This window comes from uncultured Dubosiella sp. (assembly GCF_964018005.1).
GTDB lineage: Bacteria > Bacillota_I > Bacilli_A > Erysipelotrichales > Erysipelotrichaceae > Dubosiella > Dubosiella muris.
In genome coordinates this window covers 1-16490 of sequence record NZ_CAXHOA010000029.1, presented here as the reverse complement: position 1 = coordinate 16490, position 16490 = coordinate 1, and the positions used below count along the sequence as shown (strand labels likewise).

At 52.0% G+C, this 16490-nt stretch carries 12 protein-coding genes; 9 read left to right on the top strand and 3 right to left on the bottom strand.

The window, feature by feature from the left end; genetic code table 11:
• Window positions 1-91 precede the first annotated feature (91 nt).
• Entirely contained in the window at window positions 92-730 is a 639-nt protein-coding gene (locus ABNS49_RS13050; RefSeq protein ID WP_135980609.1) for a GDSL-type esterase/lipase family protein, read from the top strand.
• Window positions 727-1683 (top strand): carbohydrate kinase, encoded by a 957-nt coding sequence (locus ABNS49_RS13045; protein WP_135980608.1) that lies wholly within the window; start codon window positions 727-729, stop codon window positions 1681-1683. Before ABNS49_RS13050 ends, ABNS49_RS13045 begins: the two co-directional genes overlap by 4 nt.
• A gap of 45 nt (window positions 1684-1728) precedes the next feature.
• Here the strand turns inward: ABNS49_RS13045 and ABNS49_RS13040 are convergent, their stop codons facing one another.
• The 3 genes from ABNS49_RS13040 to ABNS49_RS13030 are packed head-to-tail and all read right to left on the bottom strand — an operon-like array spanning window position 1729 to window position 4422.
• A complete protein-coding gene (locus ABNS49_RS13040) occupies window positions 1729-2484 on the bottom strand; it encodes a DeoR/GlpR family DNA-binding transcription regulator (protein ID WP_135980607.1) in 756 nt (251 codons plus the stop codon).
• Window positions 2485-2492: 8 nt separating this feature from the next.
• The gene (locus tag ABNS49_RS13035) at window positions 2493-3671 is read right to left on the bottom strand and encodes an amidohydrolase family protein (protein WP_135980606.1); all 1179 of its coding nucleotides are present in this window, start codon (window positions 3669-3671) and stop codon (window positions 2493-2495) included.
• Window positions 3672-3729: 58 nt separating this feature from the next.
• On the bottom strand, window positions 3730-4422 hold the full coding sequence (locus ABNS49_RS13030) for a type III toxin-antitoxin system ToxN/AbiQ family toxin (RefSeq protein WP_288342743.1): 693 nt from the start codon (window positions 4420-4422) through the stop codon (window positions 3730-3732).
• Between the two features lie 732 nt (window positions 4423-5154).
• Between ABNS49_RS13030 and ABNS49_RS13025 the strand changes: the two genes are divergently transcribed.
• From ABNS49_RS13025 to ABNS49_RS12995, 7 genes are all read left to right on the top strand, one after another.
• Window positions 5155-5460, top strand: coding sequence for a hypothetical protein (locus tag ABNS49_RS13025; protein WP_289113838.1), 306 nt, complete (start codon window positions 5155-5157; stop codon window positions 5458-5460).
• The gene (locus tag ABNS49_RS13020; RefSeq protein WP_305084951.1) at window positions 5417-8374 is read left to right on the top strand and encodes a CAP domain-containing protein; all 2958 of its coding nucleotides are present in this window, start codon (window positions 5417-5419) and stop codon (window positions 8372-8374) included. The genes ABNS49_RS13025 and ABNS49_RS13020 overlap by 44 nt, the downstream gene beginning before the upstream one ends.
• A 107-nt stretch (window positions 8375-8481) precedes the next feature.
• Window positions 8482-10473, top strand: coding sequence for a TIM-barrel domain-containing protein (locus ABNS49_RS13015; protein WP_277820826.1), 1992 nt, complete (start codon window positions 8482-8484; stop codon window positions 10471-10473).
• A gap of 96 nt (window positions 10474-10569) precedes the next feature.
• Window positions 10570-11022 carry a MarR family winged helix-turn-helix transcriptional regulator gene (locus ABNS49_RS13010; RefSeq protein WP_168353608.1) on the top strand — a complete coding sequence of 151 codons (453 nt, stop codon included), beginning with the start codon at window positions 10570-10572 and terminating at the stop codon, window positions 11020-11022.
• On the top strand, window positions 11019-13190 hold the full coding sequence (locus ABNS49_RS13005) for an ABC transporter ATP-binding protein (protein WP_135980601.1): 2172 nt from the start codon (window positions 11019-11021) through the stop codon (window positions 13188-13190). The genes ABNS49_RS13010 and ABNS49_RS13005 overlap by 4 nt, the downstream gene beginning before the upstream one ends.
• Window positions 13180-14997 carry an ABC transporter ATP-binding protein gene (locus tag ABNS49_RS13000; protein WP_135980600.1) on the top strand — a complete coding sequence of 606 codons (1818 nt, stop codon included), beginning with the start codon at window positions 13180-13182 and terminating at the stop codon, window positions 14995-14997. Before ABNS49_RS13005 ends, ABNS49_RS13000 begins: the two co-directional genes overlap by 11 nt.
• 114 nt (window positions 14998-15111) lie before the next feature.
• Window positions 15112-16299 (top strand): flavodoxin domain-containing protein, encoded by a 1188-nt coding sequence (locus ABNS49_RS12995; protein WP_289197512.1) that lies wholly within the window; start codon window positions 15112-15114, stop codon window positions 16297-16299.
• Window positions 16300-16490 lie beyond the last annotated feature (191 nt).

Genomic DNA, 16490 nt, shown 5'->3' with positions numbered 1-16490 from the left:
AATACAAAATCAGGTAGAAAGGAAAAGGTATATAGAATGGCTCAGTTAAATGGGCTAATTCATATATACCAGGAGAAGAGGAACAAGGGCGATGAGAATTTTATGTATTGGCGACAGCAACACGTGGGGGTTCGATCCGAATACGGGATTGCGGCACAAAAACCGCTGGACCCGGCAGCTGATGGCGCTGCGGCCGCAGGACGAGATCATCGAGGAAGGGATGAACGGACGAACGTTCGCCTTCGACGATCCGTTCACGCCGGGACGAAACGGCTTGCGGGCGCTTGACATGCTGCTCATGAGCCACGAACCGGTCGATTTGGTCGTCGTGATGCTGGGGACCAACGACTTGAAGACGTTTTTTAACGCCCGGGCAAAGGCTGTCGCGCGCGGGGCGAGAACGTTTTTGCGCCAAATCAAAAATCCGTTTTTGTACCGGTACAAGGAACCGGATATTTTGATGGTCGCGCCGATTTTGCTGGGGGAGGCCATCGCGCAAACCGAAGGGGAGTGTGGCGATTTTGACGAGGAAAGCTTGTGTCAGTCCAAATATTTGGGCCGGGAAATCCAGTCGGTTTGCGAAGAGCTTGGCGTGGCGTTTTTGAACGCGGCCGATTTCGCGCACGCTTCGCCGGTTGACAACGTGCATATGGATGAAACCAACCATGGCCGGCTCGCGCAAGCGATTCATCAAACGATTGAGGAAAGGAAAAAAGGAGAGGGACAATGAAAACAATGGATGTGACAGCGCTGGGGGAGTTGCTGATTGACTTCGCGCAAAAGGATACGAACACGTTTGAGGGCAATCCGGGCGGCGCGCCGTGCAATGTGCTGGCGATGCTGAACAAGGCGAAAAAGAAGACGGCGTTTATTGGCAAGGTGGGCAACGACATGTTTGGCAACCAGCTTAAGGCGGTGATCGAGGAAATCGGCATCGACGCGCGGGGCCTGGTCGTGGACGATTCGGTGCGCACGACGCTGGCGTTCGTGAAGTTTGACGAGACGGGTGACCGGGATTTCTCGTTTTACCGCAATCCGGGCGCGGACATGATGCTGGATGAAAGCGAAGTCGATTTGGATTTGATCAAGGACTCGAAGATTTTCCATTTCGGCACGTTGAGCATGACGCACGAGGGCGTGCGCGAGGCGACGAAAAAGGCGGTCGCGTGCGCGAAGGAAAACGGGGCGATCATTTCGTTCGATCCGAACTTGCGGCCGCCGCTTTGGGATGATCTGGACGAGGCCAGAGAACAAATGAAGGCGGGCTGCGCCTTGTGCGACTTTATCAAGATCGAGGACGAGGAGCTCAAATTCATGACGGGCAAGGACACGATCGAGGAAGGTGTCAAGGCTTTGCAGGATGCGTATGACATGAAGATGATCCTGGTCACATCGGGTCCAAAAGGGGCGCAAGTCTTTTGCAACGGCCACCATGTGTACAAGGACGCGTTTTTGAACCGGAACACGTGCGACACGACGGGAGCGGGCGACACGTTTTGCGGGGTGTGCCTGTCCTATCTTTGCGACACGCCGTTTGAAAATTTCGACGAGGAAAAACTGGCGGACATGCTGACGCACGCCAACGCGGCGGCTTCGATCGTGACGACGCGGATTGGCGCGTTGAAGTCGATGCCGACGATGGAGGAAGTGGACGAGTACATCGCGGGATATCGTCAGCCGTAGAGGAAAAAAGAGGAAGACACGGGAAATCTTCCTCTTTTTGTTTTTTTACGAAGGGCACTCGATGATCGTTTTGACGGCGGCCACCATTTTCTTTTGTTCCGGGAGCAGGGGATGGGTGACGAGAATGTCGACTTCGCGGAATTTGGCGTAAATGTACGCGGCTGAATCCTCGAAGCGTTTTTTATCGCAGACGACGAGCACTTTTTTCGACTGGTTGATGACGTGGCGCAGCAAGGCGATGCCATCCATGTTGATGGTGGTGAACCCGTCGGTATCCTTGATGCCCAGTGTGCCAAGGATCGCCAGGTCAATGCGGAAATGCTCAAGCATTTTGGTCGCGAAGTATCCGCTCGTCCTTTGTTCCAGCTCGTTGATTTCCCCGCCTAGGAAAAACGTCTTGATGCGGTTTTCCATGCATTTGGCGGCGACCGGAAAAGAATCGGTGACGACGGTGATTTCCTTTTTGTAGGTGAGAGCCTCGATCCCGGCGAAAATCGTGCTGCCGCCGTCGATAAAGAGAACCTGTCCGTCTTTGACTTCTTGAAAAGCGCGAAGGGACAAGCCTTTTTTGATGCTGTGGTCTTCCTGGGAACGATACGACAAGGGGATTTCCTTGATGGTTTTATTGACGCGGGCCCAGCCGTGCTCTTTGATGACGAGCGCCTGGCTGACCAAAGTGTCGAGATCGGTGCGAATCGTTTCGCTGGAGGCGTGAAGCAGTTCGGCGAGTTCACGGATCTTGATGCGCTCCCGTTCGTGGAGCAGTTCCAAAATCTTTTTTTGCCTTTCTTGTTTCTTCATTCGTTGTCTCAAACCTCCGTTTCCGCTCGTTCAAAGACGATTTTGCCGTCGATGATCGTTTGAATCACGTGATAGTCGGCGTCCATGAGGCAGAAATCGCTTTTTCGGCCGATTTCTATTTTTCCCCGGTCATGGATGCCGAGGCATCGGCATGGATTTTCGGCGTACAGCTGCGCGATTTCCTCCCGGCTCAAGCCGACGAGGTCGCGGGCTTTTTTCATAATTTCGTTCCATGGGGTCGATCCGCCTAAAAAAAGCCCGTCGGCTTTGGTTTTGATGCCGGTTTCATTGGCGACGATGGGACCGAAATGCTCGTTTTCGTATTCGCCATCGGCTAGGCCGTGGAAATGGACGAGGTCGGTCATGCCGTAAAAGCGGTCGAGGCCTTTGAGCCGGATGCCAAGATGGATCCACGATGGCGATACGACCATGCCGTCGCAAGTGATTTGGTGACTGAGCCGGTTTTCAAGCAGGCAGCCGACGATGCCGCCTTCTTTGCGCTGGTGCATCGCTTCAAAGCCGTTGAAGAAGTGGGTCGTTGTGTCGGCGCCCCAGTCGGCGCACTGGCGAACCTGGCTGGCGGTGCAGAGGGTGTAGCCAAGTTCGACGTGGACGCCCTGGGCGGTGATCCATTCGCACCACTCTTTGGCGCCGGGCAGCTCGGGCGCAAGGCAGACGATGCCGATGTCGCTTAAATCGTTGTCGACCATGGCGAGCGTGTGGGCGGGTGTGGGCAGCGCGCACAGCGTCGGGTCGATGGAGGCGCTTCGTTTCGGATTGATGTACGGGCCTTCAAAATGAAAGAGAAACGGGTCGGCGCCGACTTTTTCCTGTCGTACCTTGCGAATGGCGCGGACGGTTTTCTGGCTGTCCGGGATGGATAAGGAGTTGATGGTCGGCATGACGCTGGTCACGCCGGTTTCCGGCAGTTTGGCAAGGAGGAACCGGACATCGTCTTCGCTCCAGTGGCTGACGGTTTCGTCATAGGCGTGTGGAAAAAAGTTGTGGCGGAACCCGCCGTGCATGTGAGTGTCGACAAAGCCCGGATACAAGTCGTATCCGGCCGCGTCCAAGATTTCGTCATCTTGCAGCCCGGGGCCGATTTCTAAAATTTCCTGTTCGTTAAAGCGGACGTCGACGCATTGGAAAGCGCCATCGATCCATACATTTGCGTTGCGAATGATCATAGTTGCATTCCCTTCCTTTCAAAATCATTATTGAGTTTCGTTGGAAGAAAGAAAAGGTTTAAAAAGTGTTTTTTTGAGAATCCAAATTCATTGTTTGGCTTTTATGAGAAAAAGATCTGGAAATTTCGGCTGAACCAAAAAATAGAGAGTTTGAAAGAGGAGAATCGTCGTGCAGCAGCCACATGGTCGGCGGCAGCGGGGAAGAGATCGGGCGCGCGTCGGTCACATACACAAAGCTTGGTTCGCAAATCCGGTACGTATTGGAAACTTGTTCGAGGGTTTTGAAGTCGCAGCAAAAACGCTTTAAGAAGGGATCCTGGCGGAATACGACACCACGATATACAGCATCCGCCTTCCGCAAGATCTCATCCTTCACTGATTTTCGACGCAAATACATCCGCTCTTTTTCAAAGACGGTTTCATTGACTAGGCCTTCAAATTGAAATTCTTCATAGAAAACAGGTGGGACGGGAATCATATTGTTGACGAGAAGGGCGGCGATGCGCTCATGGTCTTCGTCGAAGATTTCGACAGTCGTGCGGGGATTGCGTCGCTTTCCATTGGGACGCAGCGGCTTGGAAGTTAATGGAATCAAATAGTGGAAACGGCCAAGCAGGACGATCACGCCGTAAAACGGCCGGGTGCTTTTGATGCTGACGTTCGGATCCGCCTCGTGCAAAAAGAGACGATAAGGATAATCGACCCGGTATATGTTTGGGTTGGGGTCTAAAAAATGAAATAAGTTGTTCATACATTCTCCTTTCGAAAAAAGCTGTTCTTTCGAACAGCTCTGCCAGTTTTCAGGGATGGCATCCCTTTTATAGTCGCCAACTACGGCATGGCCTCTCCAGTTTTTTCGTTGCCAACTACGGTATGGCCTCTCCAGTTTTTTCGTTGCCAACTCAGGCATGGCCTCTCCAGTTTGAAAGATCCTTTACGGGTCTTTTTGTGTCTTTATTGTAAAAAAGGATATTAAGATTGTCAAATGGGAAAAGTAAGCTTTTTTCTTATTTTACGAAATATACATTAGTTTAATGATATTGATGTTTTATATAATATAAAAACAAAACAAAAAATATTAACATTACGCAAGGATAATATTGATTGAATCGGGATTAAAAGTTATAATCATTTTGTTAAATATATTTTAATTTAACTACGTCTTATATACTTGATTGAGATAAAGGAAATTAGATTTGCACATATATCGTGTTTTCGAGTCCAGTTTCGGTATTCCTATGAGCAGACTAATAAAAATCTGCCTTTTTTATACCTTCATTGCTATGAAGTGAACGGAATGGAGAAGAAAATCAAATTTTATGTAAAAGGGGGATGATTTTTAATATTTTATGTGTTGAAAAAGTATATAAGACGACAAAAAGGGAACTGCAAGGGCAGAGATTATGGAAAAAAGAAAGGAAAAAGCAGTTTCTCCGGATTGCCTTCCAAAAGCAATTCGGCTTTCATCTGTCTCCGATTGATTATGAAAGACAATAAAGCATTAAAAAGACTTAGCGCGACCGCGGTGATCGCTTCATCGCTTATACCTCAAAGTATGCCAGTATTCGCCAAAGAAGAATCGCGAGCAAATTCTTTTTTTGAATTATCAGATCCGATTGCGAATGTAGCCGTCGCTCAACAGGTTGTTTCGCAATCGAAAGCGGACGCTTTGATAAACGCTTTAAAAGAGGCAAGCAAAGAAGAAGCGAAAGCGGAAGAAGCGGTGGCAACAGCTGAACAAAATTATGCTACGGTACGGGGGGGGCAACGAGTACCAACCGCAATATGATCGTATCGTAAATGAAAGACAGACACTGGAAAACAGTGTAGATCAAAAGCTCGATCAGGAAATAACGACTGGAACCGCGGAATTGGAAAAAATGGTTGCGGATTATGAAGACGCGATTGAGAAGAAAGAAGCGCTGGAATCGGAACTGACGCAAAAGCAGGGACTGCTCGAAAGCGAAAAATCCAAATTGGAAGATTTGGAACAGGCGGTAGAGCAGGCGAAAGCGGAATACGACGCGTTGGAACCGGGCGCCATCGAAGCAGCCGAACAAAAAAACGCGGAAGCGATGAATTTATGGACGAACGCCCAAATTGCATTGCAGGAAGCGCAAAACGCTTTAACGCAAGCGGAAGCGAATTACGCGGCGCTGTCCCAATCTTTGGAATCCACACGCGCCACATACAACGAGGCGTTAAACGCGGTTATGGCCGCCCAGGCCGCTTATGACCAGGCACTGGCTGTGCAAGCCGAAAAAGAAGCCAATCTCGCGCTGGCGGAAAACGAGGAAGTATACGCTCAAGCCGAAGCAGAACTTCAAAACGCGCAGCAAGCCGTTTCGCAAGCGCAAGCTATGGTGGAACAAAGCGCGCAATCGGTTGCCGAATCGGAAAATCAACTGGTTTTGGCCCAATCAGCATTTGATCAAGCCGCCAGTGAACTTCCGGTCTATCAGCAGGCGATCGCGGATGCTCAAACCGGTGTGGAAAACGCCGAATCCGAAGTAAGCCGGAGCCAGGCCGCTTTAGAGCAGGCGCTGATGGAAAACAAAAAACAAGCCGAAGCGCAGAAAAACGCGCAACTCGCGGTCGAAAAAGCGGAAAACGCCGTCAAGCTCCAGACAGAAGCCGTGGATATTGCCGGACAGGAAGTCAAAGGCGTTCAGGCGAAAATCGACAACTTGCAGTCGCAGCTCGAAACGAATCATGCCGAAATCAAAAAACTCGAAGAACAGCTTCAAGTTCTGCAAGCGCAATACGCCTCGGGTTCATTGGGATTTTTCCAAGCTATCGACAACGATGATGCTACAAAAGCGATGAACGTGATTTTAAGCAGAACGGATGGTCTGTATGACTACACTCATGTCGGAAAAGAAAATGACGCGACGAGTCTGGAAAACATGAAAGCGTCGCTGGCCTGGATCAAAGAATGCAACGAGCTTCGAGCAAAACACGGATTGCCTGCCTTGGGTGTCAATTCCTATATGATGGCTATCGCGCAAAAACAGCTTAATTATTCGGCTGTTGAAGTCGGGCATTCACAAAAATATCAAGTGGGAGAAAACCTGGCATGGGGCTACGAAAATCCGTTCGATGGCTGGTACGATAAAGAAAAGGCGATCTATGAGCGGTATTTGGCACAAGGTCTGACACCGGAAGAAATTGAAAACGACCATTTTCAAGAAGTCGGTCATTATCTCAACATCATTGAAGATGGCTATTATATCACAGGATTTGCGGTCAATACCGAACCTCACCGCTACAATGTAGCATATGGACAGGTATTCACATATAGGGGATCGGGATACACCGTGGAAAATTATGAGAAGATGCTCGATGATTATTGTTCGGGTATCGAGAAAGCCATCGCGGCAAAACAAGAAGAGCTGGAGACCGCGCAGGCCGATAACAGCCTTGTCAAAGCCATCGAACAGGCTGAAGCGGAATTGAAAACCAAAGTAGCGGAAGCGGAACGGCAGAAACAGCTGTTAAGTCAAAGAGAAGTCTCGCTTGAACAAGCGGTCACATTGTCCAGTCAGGCAGCGATGGCGCTGACAAACTCCCAGGCTTTGTTGAAAAAAGCGGAAGACAATTTAAAAGCCAAAGAAGAAATGCTTTCACAAGCGCAGGCAATCCTTTCTCAAAAGGAAAACGCTTTGCAGGCGTATCTTGAGTCTGACGAACTCCGCGCATTGCAAAATAATATTGATTTAGCGCAAGCACGGTTAAATCAGGCGAACACGACACATCAAACCCATACGGCGCTTCTCGCTCAAAATCAATCGTTCGCTCAAGACAAGAAAAACCAGCTTGCCGCTTTGGAACGTCTGATCGCGAACGCAAAGACAGAATGGAACGAAGCGAAAAAAGACACGCAAGACAAATCCGAAAAATTAAAAAGCGTAAAACAAAACGCAGAAACGGTAAGGAAAGGCTTGGAGTCGCTCGAAACGGAGACAGGAGCGGCCGAAGCCAAACTCAACGAACACAAAAAAGAGGCTGCTCAGAAAGCCCAGGACGAGCAGCAGAAAAAGAAAGCTTTTGATGAGGCAAATAAAACTTTCCTCGCGCTGGATGGCTTGAGAGTGCGGTACGAGGAGACGGTCCGCGCGCAAAATCAAGCGGTGAGAACGATCGAAAGCCTTGAAAAAGAGGTGCCGGCTTTACGCACTTCGATTCAAAACGCCCAAAATCAAATCGCGCAGGATTCCAAACGGCAAACCCAAGCGCGGGCCTATCTTGCACAACTTCATGGGGCGAAAGACGCATGGAACGCGATCAAAAAAGGTCAATCGGCAAACTTTGATCCAACGTTTGACGATTTGGCGGCCTTTCCGGTTTTATTCGCGAACTATCAATCCTTGAAAAAGGATGAGCAATTGGCGAAAGCGAAGCTGGAACAACTCATCGCCGATGCGGATTCAAGCCTTGAATCGTTGCGGCAGGCCAAAGCCGAATACGAAAAAGCGAAGCAAGCAAGACAGGCCGCCCAAAACGTTCTCGACGCTTTCTTGAAGCTTCTGGAAAACGAAGAGACGATTGTCGTGGATACAAATCCCGAAAAGAAAGAGAATACAGATTCGAAAAAAGAATCCAGTCCAAACACGGCGGCGGGAACAGGCTTATATATTTACACAGCCGGAACCGTGCTAAGCGGAGCGATCGCGGTGGCTTTTTTGAAACGAAAGAAAGACTAATATCACTTTGATCAGGATAGTGAAGACAACACTATCCTTTTTTCATTTGTACTCATCGTTGGAAGCGGATACAATAAAACTATAAAAATCAAAAGTGGGAGGAAATTATGAAAAAGTTTGTGTATGGAAATCCAGTCGACACCGACGCCATCGTCAACGATGTGGAAGCGACTGTAGGTCAGGTCCCGGTTGGAACAAGCGCCATCGACGACCATGTCTTCTCGTTCACCTACGCTCTGGCGCCCGCCGACAAGGTGTATGGTCTAGGAGAGCAGGTGCGCGGCATCGACAAACGCGGCTGGGAATACGAATCGTGGGCGACCGACGAGCCGCACCACCACGAGGACAAGCGCTCGCTGTATTCGGCGCACAATTTTATCGTCGTTGATGGAGAAAAACCATTTGGCTTGTTTGTCGACTACCCGGGACGGGTGAAGTTCGACATCGGCTACACGCAAAGCGACGCGCTGCGCGTCGAATGCGAAGCCGACCTCAAGCTGTATTACTTTGAAGGGGAATCGGTTCTCGACATCGTCAGGCAGTTCCGCCACGCCATTGGCAAAAGCTACAAAGCGCCAAAGTTCGCGTTCGGCTACGGGCAAAGCCGCTGGGGCTACAAGACGCAGGACGACTTCAAAGACGTCGTTCGCAAACTGGACGAGCTCGACATCCCGATCGACATGCTGTACATGGACATCGACTACATGCAGGACTTCAAGGACTTCACCCTCAACGAAAAAGAGTTTGACGGCCGGTTCGATCAATTCGTGCAATGGATGAAAGAACGCGACGTCCATCTTGTCCCGATCATCGACGCCGGCGTCAAAAAGCAGGACGGCTATTTCGCGTACGAGGAAGGCAAACAAAACGACTACTTCTGCAAGCTCGAAGACCATAAAACCGACTTCATCGGCGCCGTGTGGCCAGGCTATTCCGTGTTCCCGGACTTTTTGAACGACAAAGCCCGGCACTGGTTTGGCATGCAGTACGAAGCGCTCACCAAATACGGCATCGACGCGTTCTGGAACGACATGAACGAGCCCGCGCTGTTTTATTCCCAATACGGCATCGACAAACTCAACGGCCAGCTCGAGGAATTTTTAGCCAACGAAAAAGACGAAGTACCATACTTCAAGCTAGGCACCCAGGTCGAAAGCTTGAAAAACTCGATGGACGACTACCGCCGGTTTTACCACCACAAAGGCGACCAGTGGCTGCGCCACGACAAAGTGCACAACCTGTACGGCTACTTCATGACCCGCAGCGCCTCGGAAGCGTTTGAAACGCTGCGCCCCGACCAGCGCACGCTCATGTTCTCACGCTCCAGCTACATCGGCATGCACCGCTACGGCGGCATCTGGACCGGCGACAACAAGTCGTGGTGGTCGCACCTCGGTCTTATCGTCCACCAGCTGCCCGCCATCAACATGGCCGGCTTCCTGTACACCGGACCGGATCTGGGCGGCTTTGGCGCCGACACGACCCGCGACCTCGTCCTGCGGTTTTTGCAGATCGGCGTGTTCACGCCCCTCATGCGCAACCATTCCGCGCTCGGCACCCGCGAGCAGGAGCCATACCAGTTTGAACGGCCCGAAGATTTCCGGCATTTGATCGGTTTGCGCTATCGGCTCGTGCCATATCTTTACTCCGAATATTTGAAAGCGATCGAAAACGACACGCTCATGTTCAAAGCGCTCGCCTTCGAATACAAAGACGATCCGATCGCCAGCCAGATCGAAGACCAGCTGCTGCTCGGCGACGAAATCATGCTCGCGCCCGTCCTTACGCAAAACGCCACCGGACGCGCCGTGTATTTGCCGCAAGCCATGACGAAAGTCGTCTTCCACGCCGATGAAACGATCGAGCAAACCCCGATGGACGCCGGCTGGCATTTTGTCGACTATCCGCTCAATGAGCTCGTGTTCTTCATACGCCTAGGCAAAGCCGTACCGCTCGCCAAAGCGGCCCGCCGCGTCACGGATATCGACTGGAACGCGCTCGAATGGCTCGGGGACGGACGCGACTACACGCTGTACGACGACGATGGAACGACGAAAGAAGATACGTTAATCATAAAAAATTTGGAAAGACAAAAATAAAAACCCGGGAAGCGAAAATTCGCTTCCTTTTTGCTTGACAAAATACTTAATCAGCTTAATATTTAAGGTAATTAAGTAAAAATGAAAGGAGTTTTTATGGAAGAAAAACCCGTCAAAGCGACAATGATCGAACGGCTGTTTCGAACGTTCAATTTACTGAAGGAGAAAGTGGACAGTTCCGGGCAAATCCGCCCGCGCCAAATCGTCATCCTGCGCTACATTCACAAATGTCCCAATCATCGCACGACGATCTCGAACCTCGCCCGACACTACCAAATCACCGATGCCGCCGCGTCCCAGATGGTGACGTATTTTGAAAAAAAGGGGTGGGTGGAAAAAGTGCGCACCGAGTTCGACCGCCGCGTCGTGTACGTGAAAGTCAGCGACGGCTTCATGGCCGAAATGAAAGAAAAATTCACGCAAATGATGGAAGACGTCAACAACTACATGACGTATTTAGGTCCCAAGGACGCCCTCGCCCTTGAGCGCATCCTCGAAAAGACGATCCGCTATATGGAAGATGAAACGCCGGAGGAAGAAAACGTATGACCAAACTCATTCGCTATCTCAAGCCATTTGGCCTCTCGATCGTGCTCATTGTCGGCCTGCTGTTCGGGCAGGCGTGGGCCGAGCTCGAGCTGCCCGCCTACATGCAAAACATCGTCGATGTCGGCCTGCAAAACAACGGCATCGAAAGCGACGTGTATCCCGTCCTGTCCCAAAAGACGATGCAAGGCTACCTGCTGTTCGCCACGCCGGCCCAGGCCCGGCAAATCGAGGACGCGTACAAACTTGTGACGCCAAAGGACGCGACCGCCAGGCAAAAAGAGGACATCCCCGCGCTCAAAACCGAGCCGGTGTACATGCTCAATGAAGACATTTCTAAAACGGAGCGGGAACGGCTTATGGACACATGGCAAGTGCTCGAGCTTTGCGCGATGGCCGTCCACGAGTCGAAAACGCCGGTTGCCGTCAACGAGCAGACGCTCCCCGTCATCCAAAAACAAGCGAAACGGATCATGGACGAGCAAGGCGGCTCCTTGCTGGACAGCATGCAGGCCCAAATGCTCAAACGCGAGTACGAAACGCTTGGCGTTGATTTGGAGTCCATGCAACAAAACTACATCATCCATGGCGGCCTTGTCATGCTTGGCTTTACGCTTGTCAGCGCCGTGTGCGCCATCGCCGTCGGCTTTTTAACCGCCAGACTGGCGGCCGGCTTCTCGCGCCACGTGCGCAAGGACGTGTTTAAAAAAGTCACCGGCTTTTCCCAGCAGAACTTTCAGCATTTCTCGACATCGACACTGATTACCCGGACGACCAACGACGTCCAGCAAGTGCAGATGGCGCTCATGATGATTTTGCGCATCGTGCTGTACGCGCCCATCATCGGCATTGGCGCCCTTGTCCACGTCCTCGAATCCGAAGCCGATTTGACATGGATCATCGCGCTCACCATCGTCGTTCTGCTCTCGCTGGTTGGCACGCTGTTTTTGCTCGTCATGCCCAAGTTCAAGATCATGCAAAAGCTCACCGACGCCCTCAACCGCGTCGTGCAGGAGATCCTGGATGGCATGCCCGTCATCCGGGCGTTCAACCGCCAGGAAGTCGAGCAGGAAAAGTTTTCGACCCGCAACCGCGACATCACGAAGGTGTCGCTGTTCACGACCCGGACCATGTCGCTCATGATGCCGCTCATGATGTTCGTGCTCAACGGAACGACGTTGCTTATTTTGTGGTTTGGCGCCAAGCAAGTCGATCTTGGCCAGATCCAGATTGGAAGCATCATGGCGTTCATGCAGTACTCGATGCAAGTCATCATGGCGTTTTTGATGCTCACCGCCGTTTCCATCATGCTGCCGCGCGCCAACGTGTCCGCCCAGCGCATCAACGACGTGCTCGTCGCCCCCGACTATGTCGTGGAAACGAAATCGCCTAAGCCGTTTGACGAACACAAGCGCGGCGTCGTCCGGTTCGACCACGTGTCGTTCAAATACCCGGACGCTTCCGAATACGTGTTGCAGGACGTCGACTTTGAAACGAAGCCCGGCGAGATGACCGCGTTCATCGGCAGCACCGGCTCGGGCAAGTCGACGCTCATCAATCTTGTGCCGCGCTTTTACGACGTGACGCAAGGGGCGATTTACGTCGACGGGCAAAACATTCAGGACGTGTTGGCCAGCGATTTGCGTGAAAAGATCGGCTACGTGCCGCAAAAGGGCGTGCTGCTTTCCGGCACGATCGAGTCCAATTTGAAATACGCCAGCGAAACCGCCGGCGAGGACGTGATCGAACAGGCGCTCGATATTTCGCAGTCCACGTCCTTTGTCAGTGAGAAGCCCAAGGGGATCCATAGCGAGATCGCCCAGGGAGGCACGAACGTGTCGGGCGGCCAGCGGCAGCGGCTCTCGATTGCCAGGGCGATCGTCAAAAAGCCGGAAATCTACATTTTCGATGACTCGTTCAGCGCGCTCGACTACGAGACGGATGCCAGACTGCGCGAGGCGCTCATGAAAAAGGCGCGGGCCGACCAGAGCACGATTTTGGTCGTCGCCCAGCGCATCTCGACGATTTTGGACGCTGAGCAAATCATCGTGCTCGACGAGGGGAAAGTCGTGGGCAAAGGCACGCACGAGCAGCTGATGAAGACGTGCCGGGTGTATCAGGAAATCGCGCTTTCCCAGCTGTCGAAGGAGGAATTAGGGTATGCCGCATAAAAAACGAGTGCATGAGAAACCAAAAAACATGAAAAAGACGATGCGGCAGCTGCTTTCGTATATGGCGCCGTACAAATGGGGCTTTTTGATCGGTATCGTCTGCGCCGTGGCCTCGGTGGCGATCGCCGTCATCGGCCCGAAGATCACGGGTGATATCATTACCGAAATCGCCGACGGATTCATGAACAAGGTGCAGGGCATTGGCGGCATCGACTTTGACGCGATCCAAAAGACGTGCGCCATCTTGCTGGCCATTTACGCGTTTAGCGCGGGTATGGAATACGCGCAAAGCTTCATTATGGCGACGGTGTCGAACAAGATCGGGTATCGGCTGCGTCGTGAGATGAGCGAGAAAATCGACCGGCTGCCGTTTTCGTATTTCGACACTCATTCGCGCGGCGACGTCATTTCGCGCTTCACCAACGACATCGACACGATGGTGCAGTCGCTCAACCAGTCGCTGGCGTCGATGATTTCCAACGTCGTGCGCATCGTCGGGTATTTGTGGATGATGCTTTCGATTTCGTGGCAGATGACGCTGCTCGCGCTGCTCATCATCCCGCTTTCCTTGTTTGGCGTCGTGTTTTTGATGAAAAACTCGCAAAAGTACTTTTTGTCCCAGCAGACGTCGCTTGGCTTGCTCAACGGGCATATCGAGGAAATGTATGGCGCCCATGAAATCGTGACCGCGTTCAACGGCCAGCAAAAAAGCGTGGACCAGTTTGAAACGTACAACGACCAGCTGTACCGCAGCGCGTGGAAGTCACAGTTTTTATCGGGTCTGATGCAGCCGCTCACGATGATGGTCGGTAATCTGGGCTACGTGGGCGTCAGCATTTTGGGCGGCTATCTCGTTTTGCATCAGGTCATCGCGATTGGCGACATCCAGTCGTTTATCACGTACACGCGCAGCTTCACCCAGCCGATCAACCAGATCGCGCAGTCGATGAACATGCTCCAGTCGACGATGGCAGCGGCCGAGCGCGTCTTTGGCTTTTTGAACGAGGCCGAGGTGCTGCCCGACACGAGTGATCCGGTTCCGGTGTCCTTTGAAGGCAAGTCCCTCATCCAGGGACAGGTGGCGTTTGAGAACGTCCGGTTTGGCTATACGCCGGACAAGACGGTCATCCGCGACTTTTCGATGTTCGTCAAGCCGGGGCAGAAAATCGCGATTGTCGGACCGACAGGCGCGGGCAAGACGACGATCGTCAAGCTGCTCATGCGCTTTTACGAGCTCAACGGCGGCGCGATCTATATCGACGGCCACGACACGCGCACGTTTACGCGCAAGGACTTGCGTTCGCTAGTCGGCATGGTGCTCCAGGACGCGTGGCTGTTTGAGGGCACCATCCGCGACAATTTGAAGTTTGGCAATCCGGACGCGAGCGAGGCGCAAATGGTGAAGGCCGCGCAAATGGCGCATGTCGACCACTTTATCGAAACGCTCGACCACGGCTACGACACGGTGCTTGGCGAAGGCAGCTCGAACGTGTCGCAAGGACAGCGTCAGCTGCTGACGATCGCCCGGGCGTTTTTATCCGATCCGAAGATCCTCATTTTGGACGAGGCGACCAGCTCGGTGGACACGCGGACGGAAGTGCTCATTCAAAAGGGCATGGACGCCTTGATGGAGGGGCGGACGAGCTTTGTGATCGCGCATAGGCTGTCGACGATTCGCAACGCGGACGCCATCCTTGTCATGAACGAGGGCGACATTGTCGAGATTGGCAATCACGACGCTTTGATGAAGCGCGACGGCTTTTACACGAAGCTGTACAACGCGCAGTTCTCGAGCGAGGAGGAGTAACGTTTTGAAAAAGCGGGGTGAGATGAAGCATCCCGCTTTTTGGGTGGCACGACAATGGCAATCGCGCGATAAATTTCGTATAAAAGAAGGACAGGAACGAAAGGATGGAGCAAGATGAAAAGACAAGTGAAAAACAACGTGTACTGGATCGGGTACATCGACTGGGAGCTTAAGCATTTTCATGGCGATGACTACTCAGTCGAGCACGGATCAAGTCAAAACGCGTATTTGATCGAGGAGGAAAAGACGGTGCTGATCGACACGGTGTGGCTGCCGCACCGGTTTGAGTTCGTGGACAATCTGGAACAGGAAATCGACTTGCGAAACATCGACTATATCGTGGTTAACCATGGCGAGTGCGACCACTCGGGCGCGTTGAATACGCTGATGGAAAAAATTCCCGACACGCCGATCTACTGCACGGCCAACGCGGTGAAAAGTCTGGAAGGCCAGTACGGGAAAAAGGGATGGAACTTCCATGTCGTCAAGACGGGGGACACGCTGGATATCGGCAACGGAAAACAGCTGATTTTTGTCGAGATGCCGATGCTGCACTGGCCCGACTCGATGGCGACGTATATGACGGGCGACAACATTTTGTTTTCGAACGACGCGTTTGGCCAGCATTACGCGGTTGAGGAGCTGTTCAACGACAAGGCGGATGCGTGCGTTATGAACCGGGAGGCGATGAAGTACTTCGCGAATATCCTGAATCCGTACGCCCCGCTGCTGACGCGCAAGCTCAAGGAAATCGAGGCGCTGCGTTTGCCAATCGACATGATCGCCCCGAGCCATGGCGCGATTTGGCGAACGGAGCCGATGCAGATCGTGGAAAAATACGCAAAATGGGCCGACGCCTATCAGGAAAACCAGGTGACGATCGTGTACGACACGATGTGGAACGGTACCGAGAAGATCGCCCACGCCATCGCCAAAGAAGTGTCCAGCCAGTCGCCGGATACGGTGGTGAAAGTGTTCAACATTTCCAAAACCGATAAAAACGATATCATGACGGAAATCATGAAGTCGAAGGCGATCGCGGTTGGTTCGCCAACGGTTGGCAACGACATTTTGTCGAGCGTGTCGGGATGGCTCGCCTTTTTGAAGCAGCTGAAATTCAAAAAGAAAAAAGCGGGCGCGTTTGGCACGTGGGGCTGGAGCGGCGAGAGCGTGCCGCATTTGCAGCAGTATTTGAAAGACGCCGGTTTCGACGTCATCGAGGAAGGCGTGAAGGTGTACTGGGCGCCAAAAGAAGAGGATTGGGAAGCCATTCCCGGCTTTGTGCAGTCTTTGTTGCAGTGAAAACAGCGAATATGGATCCTATAACGAGTGGAAGGTATCAAATCTTTCCGCTTTTTTGTGAAACAGAAAAATCTTTTTTTGTTTGTGTTTTAGGGGGAAATTGTTATAATCGGAATGAAATATTTCAACCCCGTCTTTCGACGGGTCATCCCAAAACGATCTTTCCATGGAAATCCTAAATAGAAAGGAAT

Coding starts and splice junctions, on each gene's coding strand:
- ABNS49_RS13045 (WP_135980608.1), top strand. CDS start 727: ATGAAAACAATGGATGTGACAGCGCTGGGGGAGTTGCTGATTGACTTC.
- ABNS49_RS13050 (WP_135980609.1), top strand. CDS start 92: ATGAGAATTTTATGTATTGGCGACAGCAACACGTGGGGGTTCGATCCG.
- ABNS49_RS13000 (WP_135980600.1), top strand. CDS start 13,180: ATGCCGCATAAAAAACGAGTGCATGAGAAACCAAAAAACATGAAAAAG.
- ABNS49_RS13005 (WP_135980601.1), top strand. CDS start 11,019: ATGACCAAACTCATTCGCTATCTCAAGCCATTTGGCCTCTCGATCGTG.
- ABNS49_RS13035 (WP_135980606.1), bottom strand. CDS start 3,671: ATGATCATTCGCAACGCAAATGTATGGATCGATGGCGCTTTCCAATGC.
- ABNS49_RS13010 (WP_168353608.1), top strand. CDS start 10,570: ATGGAAGAAAAACCCGTCAAAGCGACAATGATCGAACGGCTGTTTCGA.
- ABNS49_RS13040 (WP_135980607.1), bottom strand. CDS start 2,484: ATGAAGAAACAAGAAAGGCAAAAAAAGATTTTGGAACTGCTCCACGAA.
- ABNS49_RS12995 (WP_289197512.1), top strand. CDS start 15,112: ATGAAAAGACAAGTGAAAAACAACGTGTACTGGATCGGGTACATCGAC.
- ABNS49_RS13030 (WP_288342743.1), bottom strand. CDS start 4,422: ATGAACAACTTATTTCATTTTTTAGACCCCAACCCAAACATATACCGG.
- ABNS49_RS13025 (WP_289113838.1), top strand. CDS start 5,155: ATGAAAGACAATAAAGCATTAAAAAGACTTAGCGCGACCGCGGTGATC.
- ABNS49_RS13015 (WP_277820826.1), top strand. CDS start 8,482: ATGAAAAAGTTTGTGTATGGAAATCCAGTCGACACCGACGCCATCGTC.
- ABNS49_RS13020 (WP_305084951.1), top strand. CDS start 5,417: ATGCTACGGTACGGGGGGGGCAACGAGTACCAACCGCAATATGATCGT.